The sequence below is a fragment of the Clostridium sp. AM27-31LB genome (genome assembly GCF_003480745.1).
In the GTDB taxonomy this organism is placed as follows: domain Bacteria; phylum Bacillota; class Clostridia; order Lachnospirales; family Lachnospiraceae; genus Butyribacter; species Butyribacter intestini.
The window spans coordinates 17,679-37,956 of the sequence record NZ_QUJS01000006.1; the positions used below are offsets into that span (position 1 = coordinate 17,679).

Genomic DNA, 20,278 nt, shown 5'->3' on the forward strand with positions numbered 1-20,278 from the left:
CGTGTTTCAAATATTGATTGTAGAAGATGATAAAGAATTAAGCCAGCTATTCCAAAAAGTGCTTGAGAAGAATGGATATCAGGTCAAAAGTGCATCGGATGGAGCACAGGCATTAGAAGTATTGGATAAGGAATATATTGATCTGATCATTTCTGATATTATGATGCCGGTTATGGATGGCTATGAACTGGTGTCAGAACTTCGTTCAGCAGGATATCAGATACCAGTGCTTATGATCACTGCGAAAGGTTCCTTTGATGATATGCGTCAGGGATTTCTTTCGGGAAGTGACGATTATATGGTAAAACCGGTAAATGTGAATGAAATGGTTTTAAGAGTTGGAGCACTGCTTCGCCGTGCACAGATACTGAATGAACACAAAATTGTGATCGGTTCAACAGAGTTTGATTATGATGCAATGACGGTTACAACTGATAAGGAAAGTCTTGTTTTGCCTAAAAAAGAATTCCTGCTTTTATATAAGCTTGCAGCTTCGCCAGGCAGAACATTTACAAAACAACAGTTGATGGATGAAGTATGGGGATACGAGACGGAGGCAGACCCACATACGATAGAGGTACATATAGGAAGAATCAGAGAGCGTTTTAAAGATAACCCTGATTTTGAAATCGTAACAATGCGTGGAATTGGATACAAGGTGGTGAAAAAATAATGGAACAAAAGAAAGAAAAAGGATTGCGGATCCGATCCTGTCTGACTGGTGCAATCTGGCTGGCACTTGTATTTTCAACAGTCATATCTGCTTTATTATTTGCTTTTTTGAATCATTTTTTTAATCTGCCGGGCAGCATACCTGTGCTTGGCTGGCTTTTGATTTTCAATACATTGATTGCAGGGCTGATTACTTCCTTTATTAATGCAAAGTTACTAGAACCAATTACCAGACTTAGTAAAGCAATGAAGGAAGTTTCTCGGGGAGATTTTGAACAGCATTTGGAAACGAACAGCCGTATAGCAGAAGTTGGAGAATCTTATCAGAGTTTTAATGTGATGACAAAAGAGCTTCGTGCAACAGAGGTGCTGCAGATGGATTTTGTATCTAATGTTTCTCATGAGTTTAAGACCCCGATTAATGCCATTGAAGGGTATACAATGCTTCTTCAGGGAGAAGAACTGTCTCAGGAGCAAGAGGAATATGTAGAAAAAATCCTGTTTAATACCCAAAGGCTTTCCGGATTGGTTGGAAATATTTTGCTGTTATCCAAGTTAGAGAATCAGAACATACCAATGAAAAAAACAGAATATCGTTTGGATGAACAGATCCGTCAGGCATTTCTTTCCCTGGAGACAAAATGGACAGAAAAAGAAATTGGTTTCCAGGTAGAGCTGGAGGAAGTTAAATATACTGGGAATGAAGGACTTTTTATGCATATATGGATGAATCTTTTAGATAATGCGATTAAGTTCAGTCCTGCAAAGGGGACAATTATGATGTTTCTGAAGCAGGAAAAGGATTCTGTAATGTTTATTCTGGAAGATGAAGGACCGGGAATAGAGGATGATGTGAAAACCAGAATATTTGATAAATTTTATCAGGCAGACGGTTCTCACAAAGCAGAAGGAAATGGTCTCGGCCTTGCACTTGTGAAACGGATCGTAGATAGTGCTGGCGGGACAATCAAGGCAGAAAACCGGGAATATGGTGGATGCAGATTTGTTGTAGAGCTTCCAATACAGAAAGATGAGGCCATATAAGTTTAAGAAAAACAGATAGAGGAGGAATTACATGACATTTTATCAGGAATTGCAGTTAAATCAGGCAGGTTCTAAAAATCTGTTGAAAAAGAGTGAAACAGTGAAAGAAAAATCATATCATATACTGGTATATTTGGTAAAGATAGCTGTTACAATGGCATTTTGTTTTTTATTTGTTACTATTTTCAGTATCTTATTTGGAAATGAGAATAGTATTGTGGGTGTAGTAGTTTTATTATGCCTTATGGTATTTCGGAATGCGGATCTGGGGATCCACACCGGACAATCTACAATGCTTTTGGCTTTGTTCTTTGTAATTATGACTGTATGTCCGCATTTAGCAAATCAGTTTTCACCGGTATTGGGAATGCTGTTAAATATTGCGGCACTGGCTGTGTTGATTCTGTTCGGATGCCATAATCCATTCATGTTTAATCAATCTACATTGGTTCTTGGGTATCTACTGCTATATGGTTATGATGTTACGGGAAAAAGCTATCAGATGCGATTAGTCGGAATGGCTTTAGGTGCAGCACTTACCTGCTTCGTATTTTATCGAAATCATAAAAACAGAACTTATAAAAGAAATCTGAAAGATCTGATACAAGAATTTGATATCACTTCTTCCAGAACAAAATGGCAGATATGTCAGATTTTATGCGTACCGATTGTCCTTTGCATTGCAGAACTTTGTAATATGCCACGTGCAATGTGGGCTGGTATTGCGGCCATGTCCGCGATTTTGCCGTTTATGGAAGATATGCACTACAGAGTCCGTAAAAGGATTGTCGGAAATATTGCAGGTGTTATATGTTTTACAGTATTATATTTTCTGCTTCCTTCGTCAATCTATGCATATATAGGAATTCTTGGTGGAATCGGTGTAGGATTTTCAGCACAATATGGCTGGCAGGCAGTATTTAACACATTTGGTGCTTTAGCCATTGCTGCAGAGACTTATGGACTACAAGGAGCGGTTAGTCTTAGAGTGATTCAAAATGTTTTTGGTGTTGTGTTTGCTTTAGCATTTTGTGTTATATTTTATTGGTTTATGTCTAAAAAAAAGGAAAGTGATGTGACCGTACATGCAGAGTAAAGTGAATCAGGAAGAAAATTTGAATAGAATTATTACGGTTCCTAATCTTCTTTCTTTTTTTCGGCTTTGTCTGATTCCGGTAATTATATGGAGTTATTGTGTAAAGAAAAATCCTCTGTTAGCTGGTGAAATCTTATTGCTGTCTGGTATTACGGATCTTGCTGATGGATATATCGCAAGAAGATTCCATAGGATTAGTAATTTAGGAAAAATACTTGATCCGGTGGCTGATAAGCTGACACAGGCAGCGATGTTAATCTGTCTGTTTACTCGTTTTCCGCATATGCTTCTTTTAATCGTAATAATGGCAGGTAAGGAGCTGTATATGGTAGTCAGTGGATGTCTTGTGATACGAAAGACAGGAAAAGTACATGGTGCAGACTGGCATGGAAAGATAGTAACCTTTTTATTATATGGAACTGCAGCGGTGCATATTATATGGTTCCACATTACACCAATGGTATCAGATCTGTTGATTGGTTTGTGTGCTATAATGATGGTCATATCGGTCGCTCTGTATATTATCCAGAATACCAGGACTCTTAAGGGAGAGACTGTATAAGCAATTTTATATTGCAATGACTAGAAAATATTTAGGAGAAGATAGATATAAACATTAAGTCAAACACACAAACTATGGAGTCTTTAGTCGGTTTAATAAAATTTTAGATAGAAAATAAATCATTCAATGTCATTTAGATAAGGTTTTTTATGACAAAAAGACAGATTGCTTATCTGCCTCATAATGCAGTATAATGGTAACGAGGTTTATGCAACCCGATACATGAAATTCCTATTTCTCTCTGGACGGAGGTGGATAGGATATTTTCGATTGTACCTGACAGGTGTCAGATGCTTTTGTATGAGAAGCATGGACTCTGTTTCGTTACCATCGTGTTTGAGATATGCCCTGCATATGTTTACTGCATTTGAAACGGATTTACTCTGCATCTGGAGCATAAACTGAATATACTCGCGGAAAGAAAGTTTGCGGTTCCTAGTAAAATCACTTTTCGGATTACGGCAGAACATGGAGTGAATTTCATCGAGTTCTGTGATGCAGTTGTCGAGTGTGGATTTTAAATTAGATAAGAAAAAATCAGCCATAATGAGCCTCCTTGAAATATGTTTATAATCAAGGCTTGCGCAACATATATTGGCTTACTTGTCAACTGTTTTTTGTAATATTTTTAAAGTTTTTAGGTATAAAAACAGTGGCTTTCTATGACAGAAAACCACTAAAATGATGCTTAACTGAATGGCATTGCTTTATCACCACTTTGAAAATGGTTGTTTTATGGCGGATAGTCAGACAGTTTTGGATATAAGAGATGATCTGGGAGCAACCATGAATGAATGCAGGGAAGTGACCGAAAAGTACCGCACAGGACGGAGTGCATATTTACGGCTCGTACAGTTGTTTATGAGATTGTTTGCAGGACTATTATAGCAGAAAGAAGAGGTGTTCGATATGTGTACAGCAGCAACTTACAAAACAAAGGATTTTTATATGGGCAGAACGCTTGATTATGAATTTTCCTATGGGGAACAGATCACGATAACGCCAAGAAATTACGAATTTGATTTCCGGTTTTCCGGGAAGATAAAAAGCCATTATGCTTTGATCGGAATGGCATTTGTTGCAGAAGGTTATCCGCTTTATTATGATGCTGTTAATGAAAAAGGCCTTGGAATGGCAGGTCTTAATTTTGTCGGCAATGCGGCATATGAAGAGGCTTTGCCGGAAGATGAAACAGAAGTCAGCCAGGTGGCACAGTTCGAGTTCATCCCATGGATCCTTACACAGTGTGCTACTGTAGCAGAGGCGAGAGAGAAGCTGGCAGCAATGAGACTGACAGGTACAGCATTCAGTGAACAGCTGCCGACAGCACAGCTTCACTGGATCATTGCAGACAAAGACTCCTGTATCGTTGTTGAGTCTATGAAAGATGGGCTGCATGTATATGATAATCCGGTAGGAGTGCTTACCAATAATCCACCATTCCCGAGTCAGATGTTTGCACTGAATAATTATGCCGGAGTATCCAGAAAACAGCCGGAGAGTACTTTTGCAGGAGTATTACAGCTTGATGCATATAGCAGAGGAATGGGTGGAATGGGAATACCTGGAGATCTTTCCAGCCAGTCAAGATTTGTGAAAGTTGCCTTTACAAAATTAAATTCGATCTCCGGTGAAGAAGAGGATGAGAGTGTAAGCCAGTTCTTCCATATCTTAGGATCCGTAGATCAGCAGCGTGGATGCTGTGAGGTGACAGAAGGCAAATATGAGATCACGATATACACGTCCTGTTGTAATACAGCAAAAGGTATTTATTATTATACGACTTATGATAATCATCAGATCACAGCGGTTGACATGCATGCGGAAAATCTGGATTCAGATCAGCTGATCTGTTATCCGCTTCTGTCCAAGGGCGAAGTCAGATGGCAGAATAAATAATACGAAAATGCACGGAGAAAGCATAACGCAGAACAACAGGAGGAAAGACCATGAAAGAAGTTAAAACACCGAAAAAACCACTGGCATATTATTATGGGATTGTGTTAATAGTGCTGATCGTATTTAATCTGGTTGTCACACCAATCCTTATGGAGCATCAGGTAAAGGAAACGGATTATGGAACTTTTATGAGCATGATCGAGAAGAAGAATATTGGTGAAGTAGAAGTTAATGACAATCAGATCATCTTTACAGATAAAGATCAAAAAAATATTTATAAAACAGGTCTGATGAACGATCCGAACCTGACGGACAGGCTATATGAATGTGGAGCAGTATTCGCAAAAGATATTGATAAGCAGATGTCACCGATCATCAGCTTCTTGCTGACCGGGGTTTTGCCATTGATCCTTTTTATCGCACTGGGAAATTATATGGCGAAGAAACTGATGGAGCATGCCGGAGGAAAAAATTCGATGGCTTTTGGAATGGGAAAAAGCAATGCGAAGATTTATGTGCAATCCAGTGAGGGAATTCGTTTTTCAGACGTTGCAGGAGAAGATGAGGCGAAAGAAAACCTTTCAGAGATCGTTGATTATCTTCACAATCCGAAGAAGTATACCGATGTAGGTGCGTCTATGCCAAAAGGTGTCCTTCTTGTAGGACCTCCGGGAACCGGCAAAACAATGCTTGCAAAAGCAGTGGCGGGTGAGTCAAATGTACCATTTTTCTCAATGTCCGGATCAGAATTTGTTGAGATGTTTGTCGGTATGGGAGCTTCCAAAGTTCGAGATCTTTTCGGACAGGCAAAGGAAAAGGCACCATGTATCGTGTTTATTGATGAAATTGATGCCATTGGTAAAAAGCGTGACGGACAAATGGGCGGAAATGATGAGAGGGAGCAGACCTTAAACCAGCTTCTTACAGAGATGGACGGATTTGAAGGAAATAATGGTGTCATCATTCTTGCTGCAACGAACCGTCCGGAGTCGTTAGATCCGGCACTTACACGTCCGGGACGTTTTGACAGACGTGTGCCGGTTGAACTGCCGGATCTTGCAGGCCGTGAAGCAATTTTAAAGGTTCATGCAAAGAAGATAAAAGCATCTGATGATGTTGACCTGCATACGATTGCACGTATGGCATCGGGGGCATCCGGTGCGGAGCTTGCCAATATTATAAATGAAGCAGCATTACGTGCTGTCCGTAGTGGAAGGACCGTTGTAAATGAATCTGATCTCGAAGAAAGTATAGAAGTGGTTATTGCAGGATATCAGAAGAAGAATGCGGTTCTTTCAGATCAAGAGAAGAAGGTTGTTGCATATCATGAGATAGGACACGCTCTGGTAGCTGCATTACAGAGTCATTCAGCTCCGGTCCAGAAGATTACGATCATCCCGCGTACCTCAGGTGCACTCGGCTACACTATGCAGGTTGAGCAGGGTGATAAATATCTGATGACGAAAAAAGAACTTGAGAATAAGATTGCTACATTTACAGGCGGACGTGCGGCAGAGGAGATCGTATTTGGTGAGATCACGACCGGAGCCTCCAATGATATCGAACAGGCAACAAAAATTGCAAGAGCGATGATCGCCCGCTACGGCATGACAGATGAATTCGACATGGTGGCAATGGAAAACGTGACCAACCAGTATCTTGGCGGCGATACGTCTCTTTCCTGTTCTGCAGATACGCAGAAGGAAATTGATGAAAAAGTCGTGCAGCTCGTAAAAGCAGAGCATGAAAAAGCAAGAAAAATCCTTGCTGAAAACAGGGAAAAACTGGACGAACTGGCTATGTACCTGTATGAGAAGGAAACAATTACAGGTGACGAATTTATGGATATTTTAGACAGAAAATAATGTAGTTAATTAGATAATCAATGTCATTTAGATAAGAAAAATAGTTAGTAGTTCTGAAAAATGGAATTATTTTATATAAAGGAGCGGACAAATTCTCATTTACAGGGAGCGGAAGACATCTTCCACCAATAAATTAAAGTATTTAGAAATCCGTAGCATAAACTCGGCAGATGGGGTGCTGTCCCTACGTTCTATCCTGCCGACAGTTTTGGTGCTGAATCCGATAGCAGCGGCAAGGTCATCTTGGTAAATGCCACGCTGTTCTCGGATTTCTCGGATATTATTGGTAACCGCCATAAAAATCCCTTCTTTCAGTTCTATAGAATTTTCTTATTGTCAATTATGCAAAATGATGTGTCCGATAAAAAGGACTTGCAATTTTATCGGTAATGTCCTGTAATAGCAGAAGCATCAGATTTTCCAAGAACTTTTCCAAATATGTCTAAGCGGTCATTTTCACTAACCTTGATAGGTGCATACTTTTCATTAAGCGAGATAAGGAAGATTCCGTCTGTATCGTTTTGCAATTTTTTAATATAGGCTTCTCCGTTTAGAGCGAAGATGCCGATTTCTCCATTAGCAACAGATTCCTGCTGTAATACCCATGCAATCTGACCATCGTGGAATTCAGGTTCCATACTGTCACCACTAATACGGACACCGAAAGTAGTATCTTCCGGTAAGATAGATTCATCTATACATACAGTCTCTTTCGGTCCGTCTACAAGGAAGTTACCGGTTCCGGCTGATACAGTATTTTCAAAAATATCAATGCTTCGGAATGGAATTATCTTAGCAGTCTGCTTTTCATACATTCCGGATGCGTGGAGCAGATTAATATAATCCATAGCTTTTTCCCTGCCTTCATCAGTAAGTGATGAAAAAGGATCAGCAGGATTTACTCCAAAATATGCTTCATACATATTAGTAATACCAAGGATTCTACACACCTTGTAAAATATGGTAACGCTTGGTTCAGCAAGATTTCTTTCCCAGTTAGATATAGCTTTGTAGGAAATGGTAACACCTTCCTTAGCTAATTCATCAGCGAGATCCTGCTGGAGCAAGGATGGCTCATGAGATATATGCAGAATATACGGACAGACAGGAACCATATGGGATTGATGAGTGCTGGCTTGATGTGACAGGAAGCAGTTCCCTTAAAGGGGATGGATTGCTTATCGCACAGGAAATCAGCAGGAGAATGAAGTCAGAGCTTGGCATCACAGTGAGTGTTGGTGTTTCTTTCAATAAGATATTTGCAAAGCTGGGTTCTGACTACAAGAAGCCGGATGCTATCACTACTATGTATAAGAGTGAGTTTAAGCAGAAGGCATGGTCACTTCCGGTGGCAGATCTTCTATACGTTGGCAAAAGTACGAACAGAAAGCTTGCATTATTTAGTATCAAAACTATAGGTGATCTTGCAAGAGCAGATGAAGATGTGCTTAACAGTCACCTTGGAAAGATGGGCAGTATCTTATGGTCGTTTGCTAATGGCTATGATGATTCACCTGTCAAGCTGGAGAATACCCACGCTCCAATCAAATCGGTGGGAAACAGCACAACGACGCCAAAGGATTTAGTATGCGATGAGGATGTAAAGATTGTTCTTTATATTCTGGCTGAGAGTGTTGCAGCAAGACTTCGTGAGAATGGATTCCGGTGCAGAGTGGTTGAGATAAGTGTCAGGGATAATGAGCTATTCTCTTTTACCCGTCAGAAAAAGATTGACCATGCAAAGAATATCACCGGAGAGATAGCTGCATATGCTTATCAGATATTTTATAAGTCGGTACTAGCAAAATTCGACACCACATGATATAATGTTTTTCAGTCAGATTAGAGCAGTAGGGATAGTCTTGCGGTTGTCCTTTCTGGAAACAGAAAGGAGGTCGGTATGAATACTTTAGAAGTGCTTACACTTTTACTGGTTGTATTTGCAGCCTTGACATACATAGACAATAAACATAACCGCAAATAAACGGAAAGGCTATCCTCTACGCCAATAGGGGATAGCCTGTAATCCGTTTGATTTTTAAACTGATTATTTGTTTCCGATTGTGCAACCGTTGGACACACCAAAATCCTTCGGTTTCTAAGCTGATTATAAACCAGCCTTGCGGATTTTGCAAGAGGTTTAGGAAAATAGGGGTGTTTTGGCACCCCTATTTTTTTACCCATTTACAGGTTCGGAGTATCTTTTTTCGTTTGTTGTTCCTGTGCCGGATCGGGCTGTGTCCGTCCGAGATACTGATTGAGATTTTCCAACTTTCGATTTAGCTTACGCACTTCCTTTTCATAATCTTTATAGGTGGAAGTTATCTCACTTTTCTGCTTCATCAGTTCCTGATATTCTGCTTTTAACTTATCGACATTCAAGCCCTTTAAGTTTATGAGTTACTCATATAAGTGTTATTCAGATACAAAAGGTATAATGAAAAAATATGTAAATGCAGTAGAAGGTGCAGCTATATATGGACTTGGAAAAACAAGAATTATGACTCTTGCAAAGGAGGAGGGAGCTGTTTATAAAGTTGGAAATTCAGCCCCGATTAATACAGAGATATTTGAGAGTTATTTGGAAAAATTCAGAGAACCATCAAGACCTTTGCCTGCACATATATGGAATGATAGGAATAAACACCATATTTCAGTGCAAAAAATAAAATACACCAGTGTTGTCTATCGGTGATTTTTAAGTTCTGTGATAGTATATGTTCATCTGAGGGAAACCTCGAAAAAAGTGAATATGACAACAGGCTATCAAAGAAATTATGACTTTGATAAGGAGATTACTGGGCATATACCATATGAACCAACTTACAGCTATCATGTTAAGCCTGTAAGGAATCCTGAGAGGGAAAAGCCTAAGTGGGAGGATACAATCACAAATCGAATGCTGCACTGGTCATATGCGCCGGGGCAGAAGGAAGAGGTGAAGAAAGCATTAGCTGCAGGAGTTCCGAAAGCAATGATTCTGACTTATTTCTATCCGGAGGTTACTGTGGAGAAGATGAGTTCATATCGGAAGAAGCAGTAAATGTTATCGCATAGGCACAGAAAATGTGGTATACTGTGCCTATGTAAAAAAGAATGTGTTTTACAAATCGAAATTGACCGAGCTCTTTGAGCGAGGGATACTTCTTGTCCGAAGGGCAAGAAGGTGTAACTGAGAAAACTTAGAGCAATCGGAATTTGCACATTATGGAGGAAATTAGAATGAACATTAATGAATATCAGGAATTGGCAATGACTACTTTAAATCCTGAACTAAGTAAAAGAGATGTATTAATAAATAGTGTAATGGGCTTATGTGGTGAATCAGGAGAAGCCATTGATATAGTAAAAAAATGGATGGCTCAAGGACATGAATTGGACAAGGAACATTTGGCAAATGAACTCGGAGATGTAGCTTGGTATTTGGCAGAAGCTGCGACAGCACTAGATATATCTCTTGAAGATATTTTTCAAGCAAATATTGATAAATTAAAGATGAGATATCCAGACGGATTTGAAACAAAAAAATCTTTAGTGCGCCTAAAAGGAGATATATAACTTCAAGTTTGTCTGACTCACAACAATTTAATATCAAACTAATACAAGCACTTTAGCCAATATGGTTAAGGTGCTTTTTTTGCACCTTGAAAGGAGGTGGTTGAAGCATACCACATCGGGGAAAGCCCGATTTAATCATTACAACAGGCATTGCCTGCTCATAATATAGATCAATGACAAGCAAGGCGGTAAGAGAGAAAGCGGAGCATATGAAGAAAGTCGCAAGGAACCCATTTTACAGATTAGCTTGTATAGTAGTAGGTTTGATGTAAAAGGGAACTGCAACGGAAGGGACAGTCTGAAATATAGCTGTCCTTAATAGAAAAGAGGTTGATTATATGGCTTATATTTAATAAAGATTCAAGCTGAATTGGTTGCACCTACTAACATAACTAAAAAGGAAGTGGAAGTGTTGGGAAACATTTGACAAAGATATTCTCAATAAAGAAGAAAAGTCACAGAGTATCGTTACAAGAAATCTTAAAGTTGTGAAACATATTGTGAGTGAAGGATATGGACATATGCTTAAAAGAACTTGCGTGGATCAGTATAAGAAAAAATGCTTTATATTTTATGCGAATGATAGAATTGCTGAAATCAAGAATTAAGAGGATGCAATCAGCAGAGCAAAATATGAAGAAAAGCATATATCATCAAGAAAAGAGATGCGGCGATGAGTTCATGGATGTGATTTATCATACAGGCAAAATGGAGATTGAGGAACTGTTACAAAGCTCATGCAGAGAAAAAGACAGATTAAATAGTAATGTTTCTAGCAATAGAACCACTAATATTTAGTAGAAAATAATTTAATACTTTTGTACTAGATTTTTCCAATAAAGTATGCTATAGTATAACTGTTTATGGATAAACAAATGTGAATTTACAAAGGAGGGGAAAACTATCATGGAAAAGATTAAAAAGCGTATAGCTAACTTAAAGGTTGCAGGAAAATTAAAAGTATATCAAATGACAGTGCTTGTTATGACAGTATTTTTAGTGTTGGTGGCACTGATCTCGACAGCAGTGATCCGTTCAAATATAGAGAAGATCACGGAGGTCTGGTCTCCGTCATTGGAATATCTGCAGGATTTGGAGACAATGACTGCGAAATACAGAATCAAACAGTATCAGCATCTGGTATCATCAGATGCAGCAACCATGAACTCCTGCGAAGAAGAAATTCAGAAGCTGGAGAGCCAGATCAAGGATACCAGTGCGAAATTAAATAAAATCATTGAAGCAGACAGAAAAGCGCAAAAAGGAAAAGATGATTATGAAGCGGCAAGCTCTGCATGGGAAGGATACAGGGCTAATTCAGATGAAATATTGCAGTTAAGCCGTGATAACAAACAGCAGGAAGCAGCGAAGCTTATGATTGGAGAGGTATATGAAAACTATACGTCTTTTGCTGATAAATTAACTAAATTATGTGACAGGTTCCAGGTAGAATTAGATCAGGCAAAGACCATGGCTAATGTATGCACTGTAATCATATTTATTGTGATCGTGGCAGCGGGTCTTGCGATTGCTGTAGTGACGACACTGATCGGAAGTATCATTACCAATTCCATTACCGAACCGGTAGAACAGATAGATGCAGCAGTTGCCAGCCTGCGTAAGGGCGAACTGTCTAATGTAGAAATGCTTACCTATGAGTCTGAGGATGAGTTTGGCGATACCATCAGGAATCTGAAAGAAGCCATGGGTATTCTGGCAGATTATGTCAGCGAGATCTCTGTGGAGGTAAAGGCAATCGCGCAGGGTGACCTGACCAGAAATGGTGATGATATTACAGATTTCCTGGGTGATTTCTCGGAATTGAAGACATCACTGCTGTATATTCTGAGACGGTTTAACAGTACCCTGAGCGAGATCAGCAATCTGGCAGAACAGGTATCATCGAATTCATCCGAGGTGGAAAATGCATCAAAATCCCTGGCGGATGGTGCAACAGAGCAGGCAGGAGTCATCGAGGAACTGAATGCCACCATTGATACGGTTGTGGATATGGCTGAAGATACAGCGAAAGTAACACAGAACGCATCGGCACGTGTAAAAGCCTCTGCAAACAAAGCGAACGAAGAAAAAGAAAAGATGAACGAGCTTCTGATGGAAATGGAGCACATTACAGAAATCTCCAAGGAGATCGGTAATATTATCACAGATATCGAGGATATTGCATCCCAGACCAACCTGTTATCCCTGAATGCTTCCATTGAAGCTGCCAGAGCAGGAGAAGCAGGAAAAGGCTTTGCAGTAGTTGCGGATCAGATCGGAAAGCTGGCAGCAGACAGTGCAAAATCTGCTGTAAATACAAGAGATTTGATCGATAAGACCTTAGTGGAAATCGAAAAGGGCAATACGATTACAAGAACAACCGCCGATGCATTCAATCTGATCATTACAGATATGGAGTCCTTTGCAGATATTGCAGAGAACACCATGGAGAAAGCCAACTCCCAGGCTGAGTCATTGGAGCAGATCGGTCAGGGAATAGAACAGTTGTCCGGCGTAGTACAGGGTAATGCAGCAGCCTCAGAAGAGAATACTGCGATTAGTATTAATCTGGCAGAGGGAGCAGCCAAGATGCATGACCGTGTGAATATCTTTAAGCTATTCTAGAAAATGACAGGAATAGAGTGAAGTTGTCGGAAGGAAGGTTCTTGTTGTGATTAATGATATATTTAGAGTGTTTGGAGAGCAGACAGCAGAAATCTTATTTGAGATCATTACAGAATGTATGGATGATTACCTGTATATATTTGATCTGCAGAATAATATCTTTGAGATTTCACAGTCAGCTGTGAATCGGTTTAATATGTCGAAAAATGTTCTGACAGATGCTGCAAATGAAGTTATGAAGGTAGTATATGAGGAAGACCGTGAGATGCTTGCAAAGCATCTTGCGGATATATGCGAAGGAAGAGAAAATGTACATAATCTTCATTACAGGTGGCTTGATAAAGAAGGTATGCCGGTTTGGATTAACTGCCGTGGTATCGTGATCATTGATCAGCAGGGAAAGGCAGAGTATCTGGTCGGGTGTCTGAATGAGACCGGCAACAAGAGAAGGGCTGATAATGTCACAGGATTGCTTGGCGGTCCGGAATTCCTTGCTTACCTGCGTGCACAAAAAGAACCCATTTCAAAGGGCTTTTTTATGCATGTAGGAATTGATGATTTCGGAGCGATCAATAGCTCTAGGGGAGCGGATTATGGTAATTATATCCTGAAAAGCGTAGCCGGCTGCATGAAGGAATGCCTTTCAGACAAGCAGAGAATTTACCATCTGGTAGCGGATCAGTATGTGATCGTGGATCTGGACGCATCTTCTACGGAAGACGCTGTGGCACTGAAAGAAAAGATCACAGATAAACTTCATAATTTCATAGTAGCCGAAAATTATGAAGCTATATTTTCTATTTCTATCGGTGTTATAGATGCAGCAACATTTTGTGAGGGAACTGAAGAATGCCGTAAAAAGTTTGAATTTGCTTTGAAACAGGCAAAAAGCATGGGTAAAAATGGATTCTATGTTTTTGACCAGAATGACTATGAGGACTTTTTACAAAAAGGAAGAATCGTAGCAGCACTTCGTAATGCTATTGTAAACAATTATGAAGGCTTTGAAGTCAATTATCAGCCAATCGTGGATTGCCAGACGGAACAGATTAATGGAGCAGAGGCATTGATGCGTTTTTCCATGATAACGGAAGAGGGGCGGGAGTTTGTTTCACCGATGGAGTTTATCCCATTATTGGAAGAGACCGGATTGATCATTCCCGCTGGAAGATATATTTTGAACAAAGCTGCAGCAATGTGCTGTGAAATGCAGAAATATATTCCTGACTTCCGGATGAATGTAAATGTATCCTATGTTCAGATTCTGCAAGGCAATGTGGAGCGGGATATTTTGGATGCAATTCAAAAATATTCATTACAGCCGGAATGCTTATGTGTTGAAATGACAGAAAGCGGATTTATGGATATGACACCTTCGTTCTGTAAATTTCGTAAAACTCTGGACAAGAACGGGATTCCCTTTGTGATCGATGATTTTGGAACAGGATATTCGAATCTTCATTGTATCCGTGATATGAATCCAAGTTACGTGAAAATGGATAGGGATTTTACTGCCAAGGCGATGAACAGTGACAGGGACTATGAATTATATAAAAATATCATCCCCATGGTACATAGTATTAACGTCAGGATATGTGCAGAAGGCATCGAGGAAAAAGAATGGCTTCTGAAAATGAAAGAAATGAAGGTTGATTATCTGCAGGGATATTATTTTGGAAGACCTTGTGGAAAGAAACAGTTTCTACAGCAATATGTCAGTGGCATTAATGTTAAATAAAGAGAGTAAGGCAGACTCAGTTATGTGGGTCTGCCTTATTTTATGGTCTTATCAGAAGGATGAGTTCCTAACGGCTTTTTTCAGTTTCTTCAGGTCATCTGCATCAGGGTGAGACAATGCACAGTCAAAATTCTGGATCAATACATCAAGATTTGTCGGATGATCGGGAGCATCCTTCATTTTCAAGTAGCGTTCCCGGACAGACTGTGGCATTCTGCCCTGACACATATACTCTCCGACGATAACATTACTTGTATCAACGAACTGCTTAACCTGATTCAGGATTTTCCGGAAATAGATATCACTGCCACCAAAGCCAGCAGTTCCAAACAGAAAAATCTGTTTATTCTTTAACTGCGATAATAGCTGTAATGTCTTGGTATCTGCATTTCCCTTGTCTGTCCAAAATCCGATATAGAGCAGTTCGGAAGAAGGGATCACTGTGTCGGACACACCGAAATACTCACATTCATCCTGAGGTAATGCCTCGTGGATCGCATCAGCCAGCACCTTGGTATTACCTGTTAAGCTGCTATAAACGATGGAATATTTTTTATTCTTCATATCATGTTGTCTCCTTTCATAGGATCATAAGATAGGCGTTTGCGAAAAATCAAACCTCGCCTAAATGCCGTTTCGTTTATGCAGAATAAAAATCTTAAATAAATTTGGCTCTTCTTTCGCTAATTGGATATAAGTTCTCCCGGTGCTTCCAAAAATATCGTCTTTATCAATATGTGTTTGAACATATTCTCCGATAAAACTGCTTACTTTTTGAGTAACATCCTGCCACAGTCCCTCCATGTTTTTACAGTAACTATAGATAGGCTGTACGGAACATCCTATCTTTTCTGCAATAGTTTTAACCATAACCTGCTCCATTCCGTAATTTCGTGCGATTTCAAAAGCAGAATTGACGACCATTTCTTTTGTAATCCTTTGTTTTGGCATTTTATTCCCTACATAATCAAGTTATATAAACTGTTTATATAACTTGATTATATTATAACAATTAAGCTTTGTAAATTCGTCTGGAGACAATTCACAAAACATGATTCGGTCTTTTCTCGACTGTAACCTCTATATTTCTAACGTTTTTTAAAGTAAAAAACAAGAGAGTAAGGTCTTCCGTTAATCGGTCAATGGGTATATACTCATATTAACCGAAACGGTCAATGGAGGTAGCTTATGAATGAAAAATTTTATGCATTGCCGGAGGAAAAACAATCTCAAATATTGAATGCTGCATACAAAGTATTTGCAATGAATCAATATAAGAAGGCACCAACCTCGGAAATTGCAGCAGAAGCCGGAATATCCAAGTCACTTTTGTTTCATTATTTTCATAACAAACAGGAGCTATATATTTTTTTATGGAATCATGCAGCGGATTTAACAAAAAAATATATGTGTAAATATAAGGTATATGAAACAGATGATTTTTTTGAAATGATGCGTCGTGGTCTGATGGCTAAGTGTGCAGTGATGAGAAAATACACATTTTTATCCCTGTTTTCCATTAATTCATACTTTGAAATCGAGCCGGATATTCAATCAATTATCCAACCGGATGTACAGGATGCTGCCCAAACGACATTGGAATTGCTTCTGTCAATTTTGAATCTCGATTTCATCCGTAAGGATATAGAGTTTGTTCGTATATATAAAGAAATTCTGTATGCCTCAGATGGTATGCTTAAATATTGGTACAGAACAGGAAATTATGATGTAACTGTTTTTGAGCATGAATATCTGGAAATGATAAATCATTGGGAAATAGTTTATGGAAAGGAAACTGAAAATGATAGAAAAAAGTTATAAGACCTCCAGTGGCTGCATCCATTATTTTGTAAATATAATAGACAAGCAGAAAATTACATTAGTCTTTTTACCAGGACTTACAGCAGACCACAGGCTTTTTGAGAAGCAGATAGAATATTTTGAGAAGAAACAGAATGTGTTTGTATGGGATGCTCCATCACATGCATTATCCAGACCATTTACGAATAATTACAGTCTGTCTGACATGGCAGAATGGCTTGATAAAATCTTAGCAAAAGAAGAAATTTATAATCCCATCATTATCGGTCAGTCTATGGGTGGATATCTGGCTCAAATGTATATGGAATTATATCCAGATAAGATGAAGGGCTTTATCTCCATTGATTCTGCACCGCTTCAAAAGTCTTATATGACAGCAATGGAAATATGGCTTCTTGAAAGAGCAGAGCCATTATATAAAATATATCCATGGAAAGCACTTCTTAGGGCTGGTTCAAGAGGGTGTGCAGAGACGGATTATGGACAGAAGCTTATGCGGAAGATGATGATGTCCTATGATTCAGATCCTAAAGAATATGCAAGGCTTGCCGGTTTTGGTTACAGAATGCTTGCTGAGGCAATCAAAGCAGATCTGCCATATCATATCAGTTGTCCGGCACTTCTTATCTGTGGCGAAAAGGATAAAGCGGGCTCAGCAAAAAGCTACAATAAAAAATGGCATCAAAGAGAAGGTTTACCGCTTAAATGGATAAAGAATGCTGGTCATAATTCCAACGCTGACCAGCCTGATGAAGTAAACAGACTGATAAAAAAATTTATCAGCGAGGCAGATAGGAAAGGAGTGCTCGGATGAAATCAAATATACAGTGGAAAAAAGCATTATATGGAATTATATTGATAGTTATTGGAATAATATTGGCTGCTATTCATTTTATTGTGGATGGAAATGGCATCGGCGATTTCATTTCTGGCATTATTGCAGTTATATCGGTATTGGTAATGTTGGTAGGAACTTATATAACGTCAAGTGGAATCAAAAACTGTAAATGAAAAATTTTAAAGTGTTGTGAATGTTATGCTGGTTGGTATATGATACTGGGAATTTATGAAATGTATTTTTTATCATTTGAAAGGATGAGAAGGGGTGCTTATATGGAAGGATACCTATGTGTATGCAAAGTTAAAGGAAGGACAGAAATGATGGATGTAAGGATGAGTAATTTGTTATGATAAAGCAGGAGAAAAGAGTAATTTATGATTGAGTATAGTAAATTTCAAATTTTTGCTTTCGCCAAGGAGAATGGCTTTGAGCAGTTGAATCTTGAAGTACGCAGTAGAAATATCCGTGCCATACATTTGTATGAGAAATATGGTTTTCGGAAACTATGTACATTTCCTCATTTTTTTAAAATCAATGGAGAATATATTGATTTTGATCTGATGAAGCTTCCAGAGCAGAAGTCAAGGTTATGCACCATATAGTTTCCGGTTGACTTTTACTTAAATTTATTATATAGTTTACAATGTAAACTATATGGAGGTGGCTTATGAAAGATGAAAATTGGCTTGATATGGTAAAGAAACAGGGAGAGCTGAGGCATTTCGGGAGTCTGGCAATAAGAAAGACACAGAAAGGAAACCAGATTTCGGCACAGGAAATTGATTTTTTATTCAGGGTGGCATTTGCCAAAGAACTTATGACACCGGGGCAGCTTGCGATGGCAATGGGGGTGAGTAAGACTATCATAAGCAGGCTGACAGAGCAGTTAGAGAGAAAAAAATTTATTAGTAAAGAGCGGGATGAGATTGACAGGCGGAGCTATGTTATAAGGGTAACAGATTTAGGAAAAGAAGAAATAGACAGGATGTACTATTATTATATGAATCCATTGTATGAATTGAAAGAAAAAATGAGTGAATTACGGTTTCGGCAGTTATTTGAACTTATTGAAGAAGCAAATAATATTCTTTCATGATTATAAAATAATGCCGCAGATTGCTATAGGATTTTGTACTTTTATTATGAAGTACAGGAAACGGAGGAAATATGACATTTTACCAGGAATTACAGTTAAGTTCAGCTGGTTCTAAGCAGCTTATAAAATCAACTAAAGACAAAAAAGAAAAGTTTAGACACATACTTATTTATAATTTTAAGGTATATCTGGTTATGATATTTTGTGTTGCGGTCGTGACACTATTTACAAAATTTACAGGCAGCAATAACAGTGTAGTTGGGGTTACGGTTTTGCTCGCGGTTCTTGTTTTAAGACAGGCTGATTTTGGGATAAGGACAACGCATGGTCTTTTATCTATAGCGGGTATATATTTAATACTGATGGCAGGACCGAGATTTACAAACACGCTTACACCTGTACCGGCATTTTTTGTAAATGTTATCTGTATATTGTTGTTGATGATACTTGGATGTCACAATGTTATTATGTATAATCATTCAACTTTTGTTCTCGGTTACCTGCTGCTGCAGGGATATGATGTGACAGGACACGAATATACACTTCGTGTGGCGGGACTTATTTTTGGTATGGTTTTATGTATGTTTATTTTTTATAAAAATCAGAAAAATCGTCCATATCAGAGAAAATTTATCGACCTTTTCAAAGAGTTTGATATTCATTCGGCAAGAAGCAGATGGTATATAAGACTTTCGCTGATAGTATCAAGTGCGATGCTTATCATGTCATTACTTGGCTTGCCAAGAGCAATGTGGGCAGGCATTGCCTGTATGTCAGTATGTCTTCCGTTTCCGTCGGACTGCACAAAAAGAGTTCCGGACAGAGGTATATTTAATGTTGTCGGCTGTCTTATTTTTATGGTGCTTTATACGGTTCTTCCAAAGACAATGTATCCTTATATCGGAATGATAGGTGGAATCGGTGTCGGATATTCGGCAGGATATGCATGGCAGACAGTGTTTAATACATTTGGTGCGTTGTCTATCGCATCGGGGATTTTTGGTATGCCTATGGCATTAAAGTTAAGAATAGGGGCGAATGTGCTTGGGGCAGTCTACACGGTGGTGTGCACTAAAGTATTTAATTTTCTTGCAAATTTAACAAATGTCAGGAAGAATGTAAGTGCCAGTGCAGGAGAAATATAAAAAGCGGATAAAGTACATATTGCAATAGTTTCACAAATGCCTATAATGAATATATAATTTAATGTTTTATACGGAGGGTATTAAGTTATTGAAACTATAACAAGAGAAAAGGCTTTTGAAAAAACATAATATTTAATACGAGCAGGCAGCAGATTGTGAATGTCTGCTAGACAATGACAGATGAGTAATAATATATAAGGTGATATTTGAGCGTCAGAGTTTGATTCTGATAATCAGGTATTACCTTATTTTTTTATGGAAGGCTGAACTGTTACATAATACAACATTTTTCGTGAAAATATCGTTGTCTTTTATA

25 protein-coding genes and 1 pseudogene are annotated in these 20,278 nt (G+C 38.7%); 20 read left to right on the top strand and 6 right to left on the bottom strand.

Annotated features, from left to right (window positions below; all coding sequences use genetic code 11):
- Position 1: 1 nt before the first annotated feature.
- The 4 genes from DW721_RS09790 to DW721_RS09805 are packed head-to-tail and all read left to right on the top strand — an operon-like array spanning position 2 to position 3,374.
- The gene (locus DW721_RS09790) at positions 2–673 is read left to right on the top strand and encodes a response regulator transcription factor (RefSeq protein WP_003698938.1); all 672 of its coding nucleotides are present in this window, start codon (positions 2–4) and stop codon (positions 671–673) included.
- Complete coding sequence (locus DW721_RS09795; RefSeq protein ID WP_005608371.1) at positions 673–1,716, top strand: HAMP domain-containing sensor histidine kinase; 1,044 nt, start codon at positions 673–675, stop codon at positions 1,714–1,716. Before DW721_RS09790 ends, DW721_RS09795 begins: the two co-directional genes overlap by 1 nt.
- A 31-nt stretch (positions 1,717–1,747) precedes the next feature.
- On the top strand, positions 1,748–2,812 hold the full coding sequence (locus DW721_RS09800) for an FUSC family protein (RefSeq protein ID WP_006858452.1): 1,065 nt from the start codon (positions 1,748–1,750) through the stop codon (positions 2,810–2,812).
- On the top strand, positions 2,802–3,374 hold the full coding sequence (locus DW721_RS09805; RefSeq protein WP_118745634.1) for a CDP-alcohol phosphatidyltransferase family protein: 573 nt from the start codon (positions 2,802–2,804) through the stop codon (positions 3,372–3,374). The genes DW721_RS09800 and DW721_RS09805 overlap by 11 nt, the downstream gene beginning before the upstream one ends.
- Positions 3,375–3,580: 206 nt before the next feature.
- Here DW721_RS09805 and DW721_RS09810 read toward each other — a convergent pair whose 3' ends face one another.
- The gene (locus tag DW721_RS09810; RefSeq protein WP_118745635.1) at positions 3,581–3,919 is read right to left on the bottom strand and encodes a hypothetical protein; all 339 of its coding nucleotides are present in this window, start codon (positions 3,917–3,919) and stop codon (positions 3,581–3,583) included.
- A gap of 160 nt (positions 3,920–4,079) precedes the next feature.
- On the opposite strand from DW721_RS09810, the pseudogene DW721_RS09815 reads away from it, so the two are divergent.
- The 3 genes and pseudogenes from DW721_RS09815 to ftsH form a co-directional block, all read left to right on the top strand.
- Positions 4,080–4,262: pseudogene (locus DW721_RS09815) on the top strand (hypothetical protein); the annotation flags it as partial.
- Positions 4,263–4,283: 21 nt separating this feature from the next.
- Positions 4,284–5,273, top strand: a complete 990-nt coding sequence (bsh, locus tag DW721_RS09820) for a choloylglycine hydrolase (RefSeq protein WP_055302184.1) — start codon at positions 4,284–4,286, stop codon at positions 5,271–5,273.
- A gap of 50 nt (positions 5,274–5,323) precedes the next feature.
- Entirely contained in the window at positions 5,324–7,138 is a 1,815-nt protein-coding gene (ftsH, locus tag DW721_RS09825) for an ATP-dependent zinc metalloprotease FtsH (RefSeq protein WP_118745636.1), read from the top strand.
- Positions 7,139–7,237: 99 nt separating this feature from the next.
- On the opposite strand, the gene DW721_RS09830 is transcribed toward ftsH, so the two are convergent.
- The gene (locus DW721_RS09830) at positions 7,238–7,435 is read right to left on the bottom strand and encodes a helix-turn-helix domain-containing protein (protein ID WP_118745637.1); all 198 of its coding nucleotides are present in this window, start codon (positions 7,433–7,435) and stop codon (positions 7,238–7,240) included.
- A gap of 83 nt (positions 7,436–7,518) precedes the next feature.
- Complete coding sequence (locus DW721_RS09835) at positions 7,519–8,205, bottom strand: S24 family peptidase (RefSeq protein ID WP_243035987.1); 687 nt, start codon at positions 8,203–8,205, stop codon at positions 7,519–7,521.
- A 2-nt stretch (positions 8,206–8,207) separates the two neighbouring features.
- On the opposite strand from DW721_RS09835, the gene DW721_RS09840 reads away from it, so the two are divergent.
- A complete protein-coding gene (locus DW721_RS09840; protein WP_347560374.1) occupies positions 8,208–8,960 on the top strand; it encodes a DNA polymerase IV in 753 nt (250 codons plus the stop codon).
- Positions 8,961–9,322: 362 nt separating this feature from the next.
- Here DW721_RS09840 and DW721_RS09845 read toward each other — a convergent pair whose 3' ends face one another.
- Positions 9,323–9,481 (bottom strand): hypothetical protein, encoded by a 159-nt coding sequence (locus tag DW721_RS09845; RefSeq protein ID WP_243035988.1) that lies wholly within the window; start codon positions 9,479–9,481, stop codon positions 9,323–9,325.
- 94 nt (positions 9,482–9,575) lie between these two features.
- On the opposite strand from DW721_RS09845, the gene DW721_RS09850 reads away from it, so the two are divergent.
- From DW721_RS09850 to DW721_RS09875, 6 genes are all read left to right on the top strand, one after another.
- Positions 9,576–9,833: a DUF6462 family protein gene (locus tag DW721_RS09850; RefSeq protein WP_243035989.1), complete on the top strand. Its 258-nt coding sequence runs from the start codon at positions 9,576–9,578 to the stop codon at positions 9,831–9,833.
- A gap of 12 nt (positions 9,834–9,845) precedes the next feature.
- Positions 9,846–10,181, top strand: coding sequence for a hypothetical protein (locus DW721_RS16690; protein ID WP_347560375.1), 336 nt, complete (start codon positions 9,846–9,848; stop codon positions 10,179–10,181).
- A gap of 179 nt (positions 10,182–10,360) precedes the next feature.
- Complete coding sequence (locus DW721_RS09860; RefSeq protein WP_118745639.1) at positions 10,361–10,696, top strand: nucleoside triphosphate pyrophosphohydrolase family protein; 336 nt, start codon at positions 10,361–10,363, stop codon at positions 10,694–10,696.
- Positions 10,697–11,209: 513 nt separating this feature from the next.
- Positions 11,210–11,494, top strand: a complete 285-nt coding sequence (locus tag DW721_RS09865; RefSeq protein ID WP_022013560.1) for a hypothetical protein — start codon at positions 11,210–11,212, stop codon at positions 11,492–11,494.
- 108 nt (positions 11,495–11,602) lie between these two features.
- Entirely contained in the window at positions 11,603–13,321 is a 1,719-nt protein-coding gene (locus tag DW721_RS09870; protein WP_118745640.1) for a methyl-accepting chemotaxis protein, read from the top strand.
- 46 nt (positions 13,322–13,367) lie between these two features.
- Positions 13,368–15,059 carry an EAL domain-containing protein gene (locus DW721_RS09875; protein WP_118745641.1) on the top strand — a complete coding sequence of 564 codons (1,692 nt, stop codon included), beginning with the start codon at positions 13,368–13,370 and terminating at the stop codon, positions 15,057–15,059.
- Between the two features lie 51 nt (positions 15,060–15,110).
- On the opposite strand, the gene bilS is transcribed toward DW721_RS09875, so the two are convergent.
- Together bilS and DW721_RS09885 are read right to left on the bottom strand one after the other, a co-directional pair.
- Positions 15,111–15,623 carry a flavodoxin family protein BilS gene (bilS, locus tag DW721_RS09880; RefSeq protein ID WP_118498700.1) on the bottom strand — a complete coding sequence of 171 codons (513 nt, stop codon included), beginning with the start codon at positions 15,621–15,623 and terminating at the stop codon, positions 15,111–15,113.
- A 60-nt stretch (positions 15,624–15,683) separates the two neighbouring features.
- Positions 15,684–16,010, bottom strand: coding sequence for a TetR/AcrR family transcriptional regulator (locus DW721_RS09885; RefSeq protein ID WP_243035990.1), 327 nt, complete (start codon positions 16,008–16,010; stop codon positions 15,684–15,686).
- Between the two features lie 237 nt (positions 16,011–16,247).
- Between DW721_RS09885 and DW721_RS16400 the strand changes: the two genes are divergently transcribed.
- The 6 genes from DW721_RS16400 to DW721_RS09915 all read left to right on the top strand — a co-directional run bounded on the left by DW721_RS16400 (position 16,248) and on the right by DW721_RS09915 (position 19,962).
- Positions 16,248–16,880 carry a TetR/AcrR family transcriptional regulator gene (locus tag DW721_RS16400; protein ID WP_243035991.1) on the top strand — a complete coding sequence of 211 codons (633 nt, stop codon included), beginning with the start codon at positions 16,248–16,250 and terminating at the stop codon, positions 16,878–16,880.
- Entirely contained in the window at positions 16,861–17,694 is an 834-nt protein-coding gene (locus DW721_RS09895) for an alpha/beta hydrolase (RefSeq protein WP_118745642.1), read from the top strand. Before DW721_RS16400 ends, DW721_RS09895 begins: the two co-directional genes overlap by 20 nt.
- A complete protein-coding gene (locus DW721_RS09900; RefSeq protein ID WP_118745643.1) occupies positions 17,691–17,891 on the top strand; it encodes a hypothetical protein in 201 nt (66 codons plus the stop codon). Before DW721_RS09895 ends, DW721_RS09900 begins: the two co-directional genes overlap by 4 nt.
- A 204-nt stretch (positions 17,892–18,095) precedes the next feature.
- Positions 18,096–18,323, top strand: coding sequence for a GNAT family N-acetyltransferase (locus DW721_RS09905; protein WP_118745644.1), 228 nt, complete (start codon positions 18,096–18,098; stop codon positions 18,321–18,323).
- A 65-nt stretch (positions 18,324–18,388) separates the two neighbouring features.
- Positions 18,389–18,817 carry a MarR family transcriptional regulator gene (locus tag DW721_RS09910; protein ID WP_118745645.1) on the top strand — a complete coding sequence of 143 codons (429 nt, stop codon included), beginning with the start codon at positions 18,389–18,391 and terminating at the stop codon, positions 18,815–18,817.
- Between the two features lie 71 nt (positions 18,818–18,888).
- On the top strand, positions 18,889–19,962 hold the full coding sequence (locus DW721_RS09915) for an FUSC family protein (protein ID WP_118745646.1): 1,074 nt from the start codon (positions 18,889–18,891) through the stop codon (positions 19,960–19,962).
- The last annotated feature ends 316 nt before the right edge of the window (positions 19,963–20,278 follow it).

What these genes read in the sequence shown, in the direction of transcription:
- DW721_RS09850 (WP_243035989.1), top strand. Translation starts at nt 9,576, where the DNA reads ATGAAAAAATATGTAAATGCAGTAGAAGGTGCAGCTATATATGGACTT.
- DW721_RS09895 (WP_118745642.1), top strand. Translation starts at nt 16,861, where the DNA reads ATGATAGAAAAAAGTTATAAGACCTCCAGTGGCTGCATCCATTATTTT.
- DW721_RS09800 (WP_006858452.1), top strand. Translation starts at nt 1,748, where the DNA reads ATGACATTTTATCAGGAATTGCAGTTAAATCAGGCAGGTTCTAAAAAT.
- DW721_RS09885 (WP_243035990.1), bottom strand. Translation starts at nt 16,010, where the DNA reads ATGCCAAAACAAAGGATTACAAAAGAAATGGTCGTCAATTCTGCTTTT.
- ftsH (WP_118745636.1), top strand. Translation starts at nt 5,324, where the DNA reads ATGAAAGAAGTTAAAACACCGAAAAAACCACTGGCATATTATTATGGG.
- DW721_RS09900 (WP_118745643.1), top strand. Translation starts at nt 17,691, where the DNA reads ATGAAATCAAATATACAGTGGAAAAAAGCATTATATGGAATTATATTG.
- DW721_RS09870 (WP_118745640.1), top strand. Translation starts at nt 11,603, where the DNA reads ATGGAAAAGATTAAAAAGCGTATAGCTAACTTAAAGGTTGCAGGAAAA.
- DW721_RS09865 (WP_022013560.1), top strand. Translation starts at nt 11,210, where the DNA reads ATGGACATATGCTTAAAAGAACTTGCGTGGATCAGTATAAGAAAAAAT.
- DW721_RS09840 (WP_347560374.1), top strand. Translation starts at nt 8,208, where the DNA reads ATGGCTCATGAGATATATGCAGAATATACGGACAGACAGGAACCATAT.
- DW721_RS09805 (WP_118745634.1), top strand. Translation starts at nt 2,802, where the DNA reads ATGCAGAGTAAAGTGAATCAGGAAGAAAATTTGAATAGAATTATTACG.
- DW721_RS09810 (WP_118745635.1), bottom strand. Translation starts at nt 3,919, where the DNA reads ATGGCTGATTTTTTCTTATCTAATTTAAAATCCACACTCGACAACTGC.
- DW721_RS09795 (WP_005608371.1), top strand. Translation starts at nt 673, where the DNA reads ATGGAACAAAAGAAAGAAAAAGGATTGCGGATCCGATCCTGTCTGACT.
- DW721_RS09845 (WP_243035988.1), bottom strand. Translation starts at nt 9,481, where the DNA reads ATGAAGCAGAAAAGTGAGATAACTTCCACCTATAAAGATTATGAAAAG.
- DW721_RS09830 (WP_118745637.1), bottom strand. Translation starts at nt 7,435, where the DNA reads ATGGCGGTTACCAATAATATCCGAGAAATCCGAGAACAGCGTGGCATT.
- DW721_RS09915 (WP_118745646.1), top strand. Translation starts at nt 18,889, where the DNA reads ATGACATTTTACCAGGAATTACAGTTAAGTTCAGCTGGTTCTAAGCAG.
- DW721_RS09905 (WP_118745644.1), top strand. Translation starts at nt 18,096, where the DNA reads ATGATTGAGTATAGTAAATTTCAAATTTTTGCTTTCGCCAAGGAGAAT.
- DW721_RS09860 (WP_118745639.1), top strand. Translation starts at nt 10,361, where the DNA reads ATGAACATTAATGAATATCAGGAATTGGCAATGACTACTTTAAATCCT.
- DW721_RS09910 (WP_118745645.1), top strand. Translation starts at nt 18,389, where the DNA reads ATGAAAGATGAAAATTGGCTTGATATGGTAAAGAAACAGGGAGAGCTG.
- bilS (WP_118498700.1), bottom strand. Translation starts at nt 15,623, where the DNA reads ATGAAGAATAAAAAATATTCCATCGTTTATAGCAGCTTAACAGGTAAT.
- bsh (WP_055302184.1), top strand. Translation starts at nt 4,284, where the DNA reads ATGTGTACAGCAGCAACTTACAAAACAAAGGATTTTTATATGGGCAGA.
- DW721_RS16400 (WP_243035991.1), top strand. Translation starts at nt 16,248, where the DNA reads ATGAATGAAAAATTTTATGCATTGCCGGAGGAAAAACAATCTCAAATA.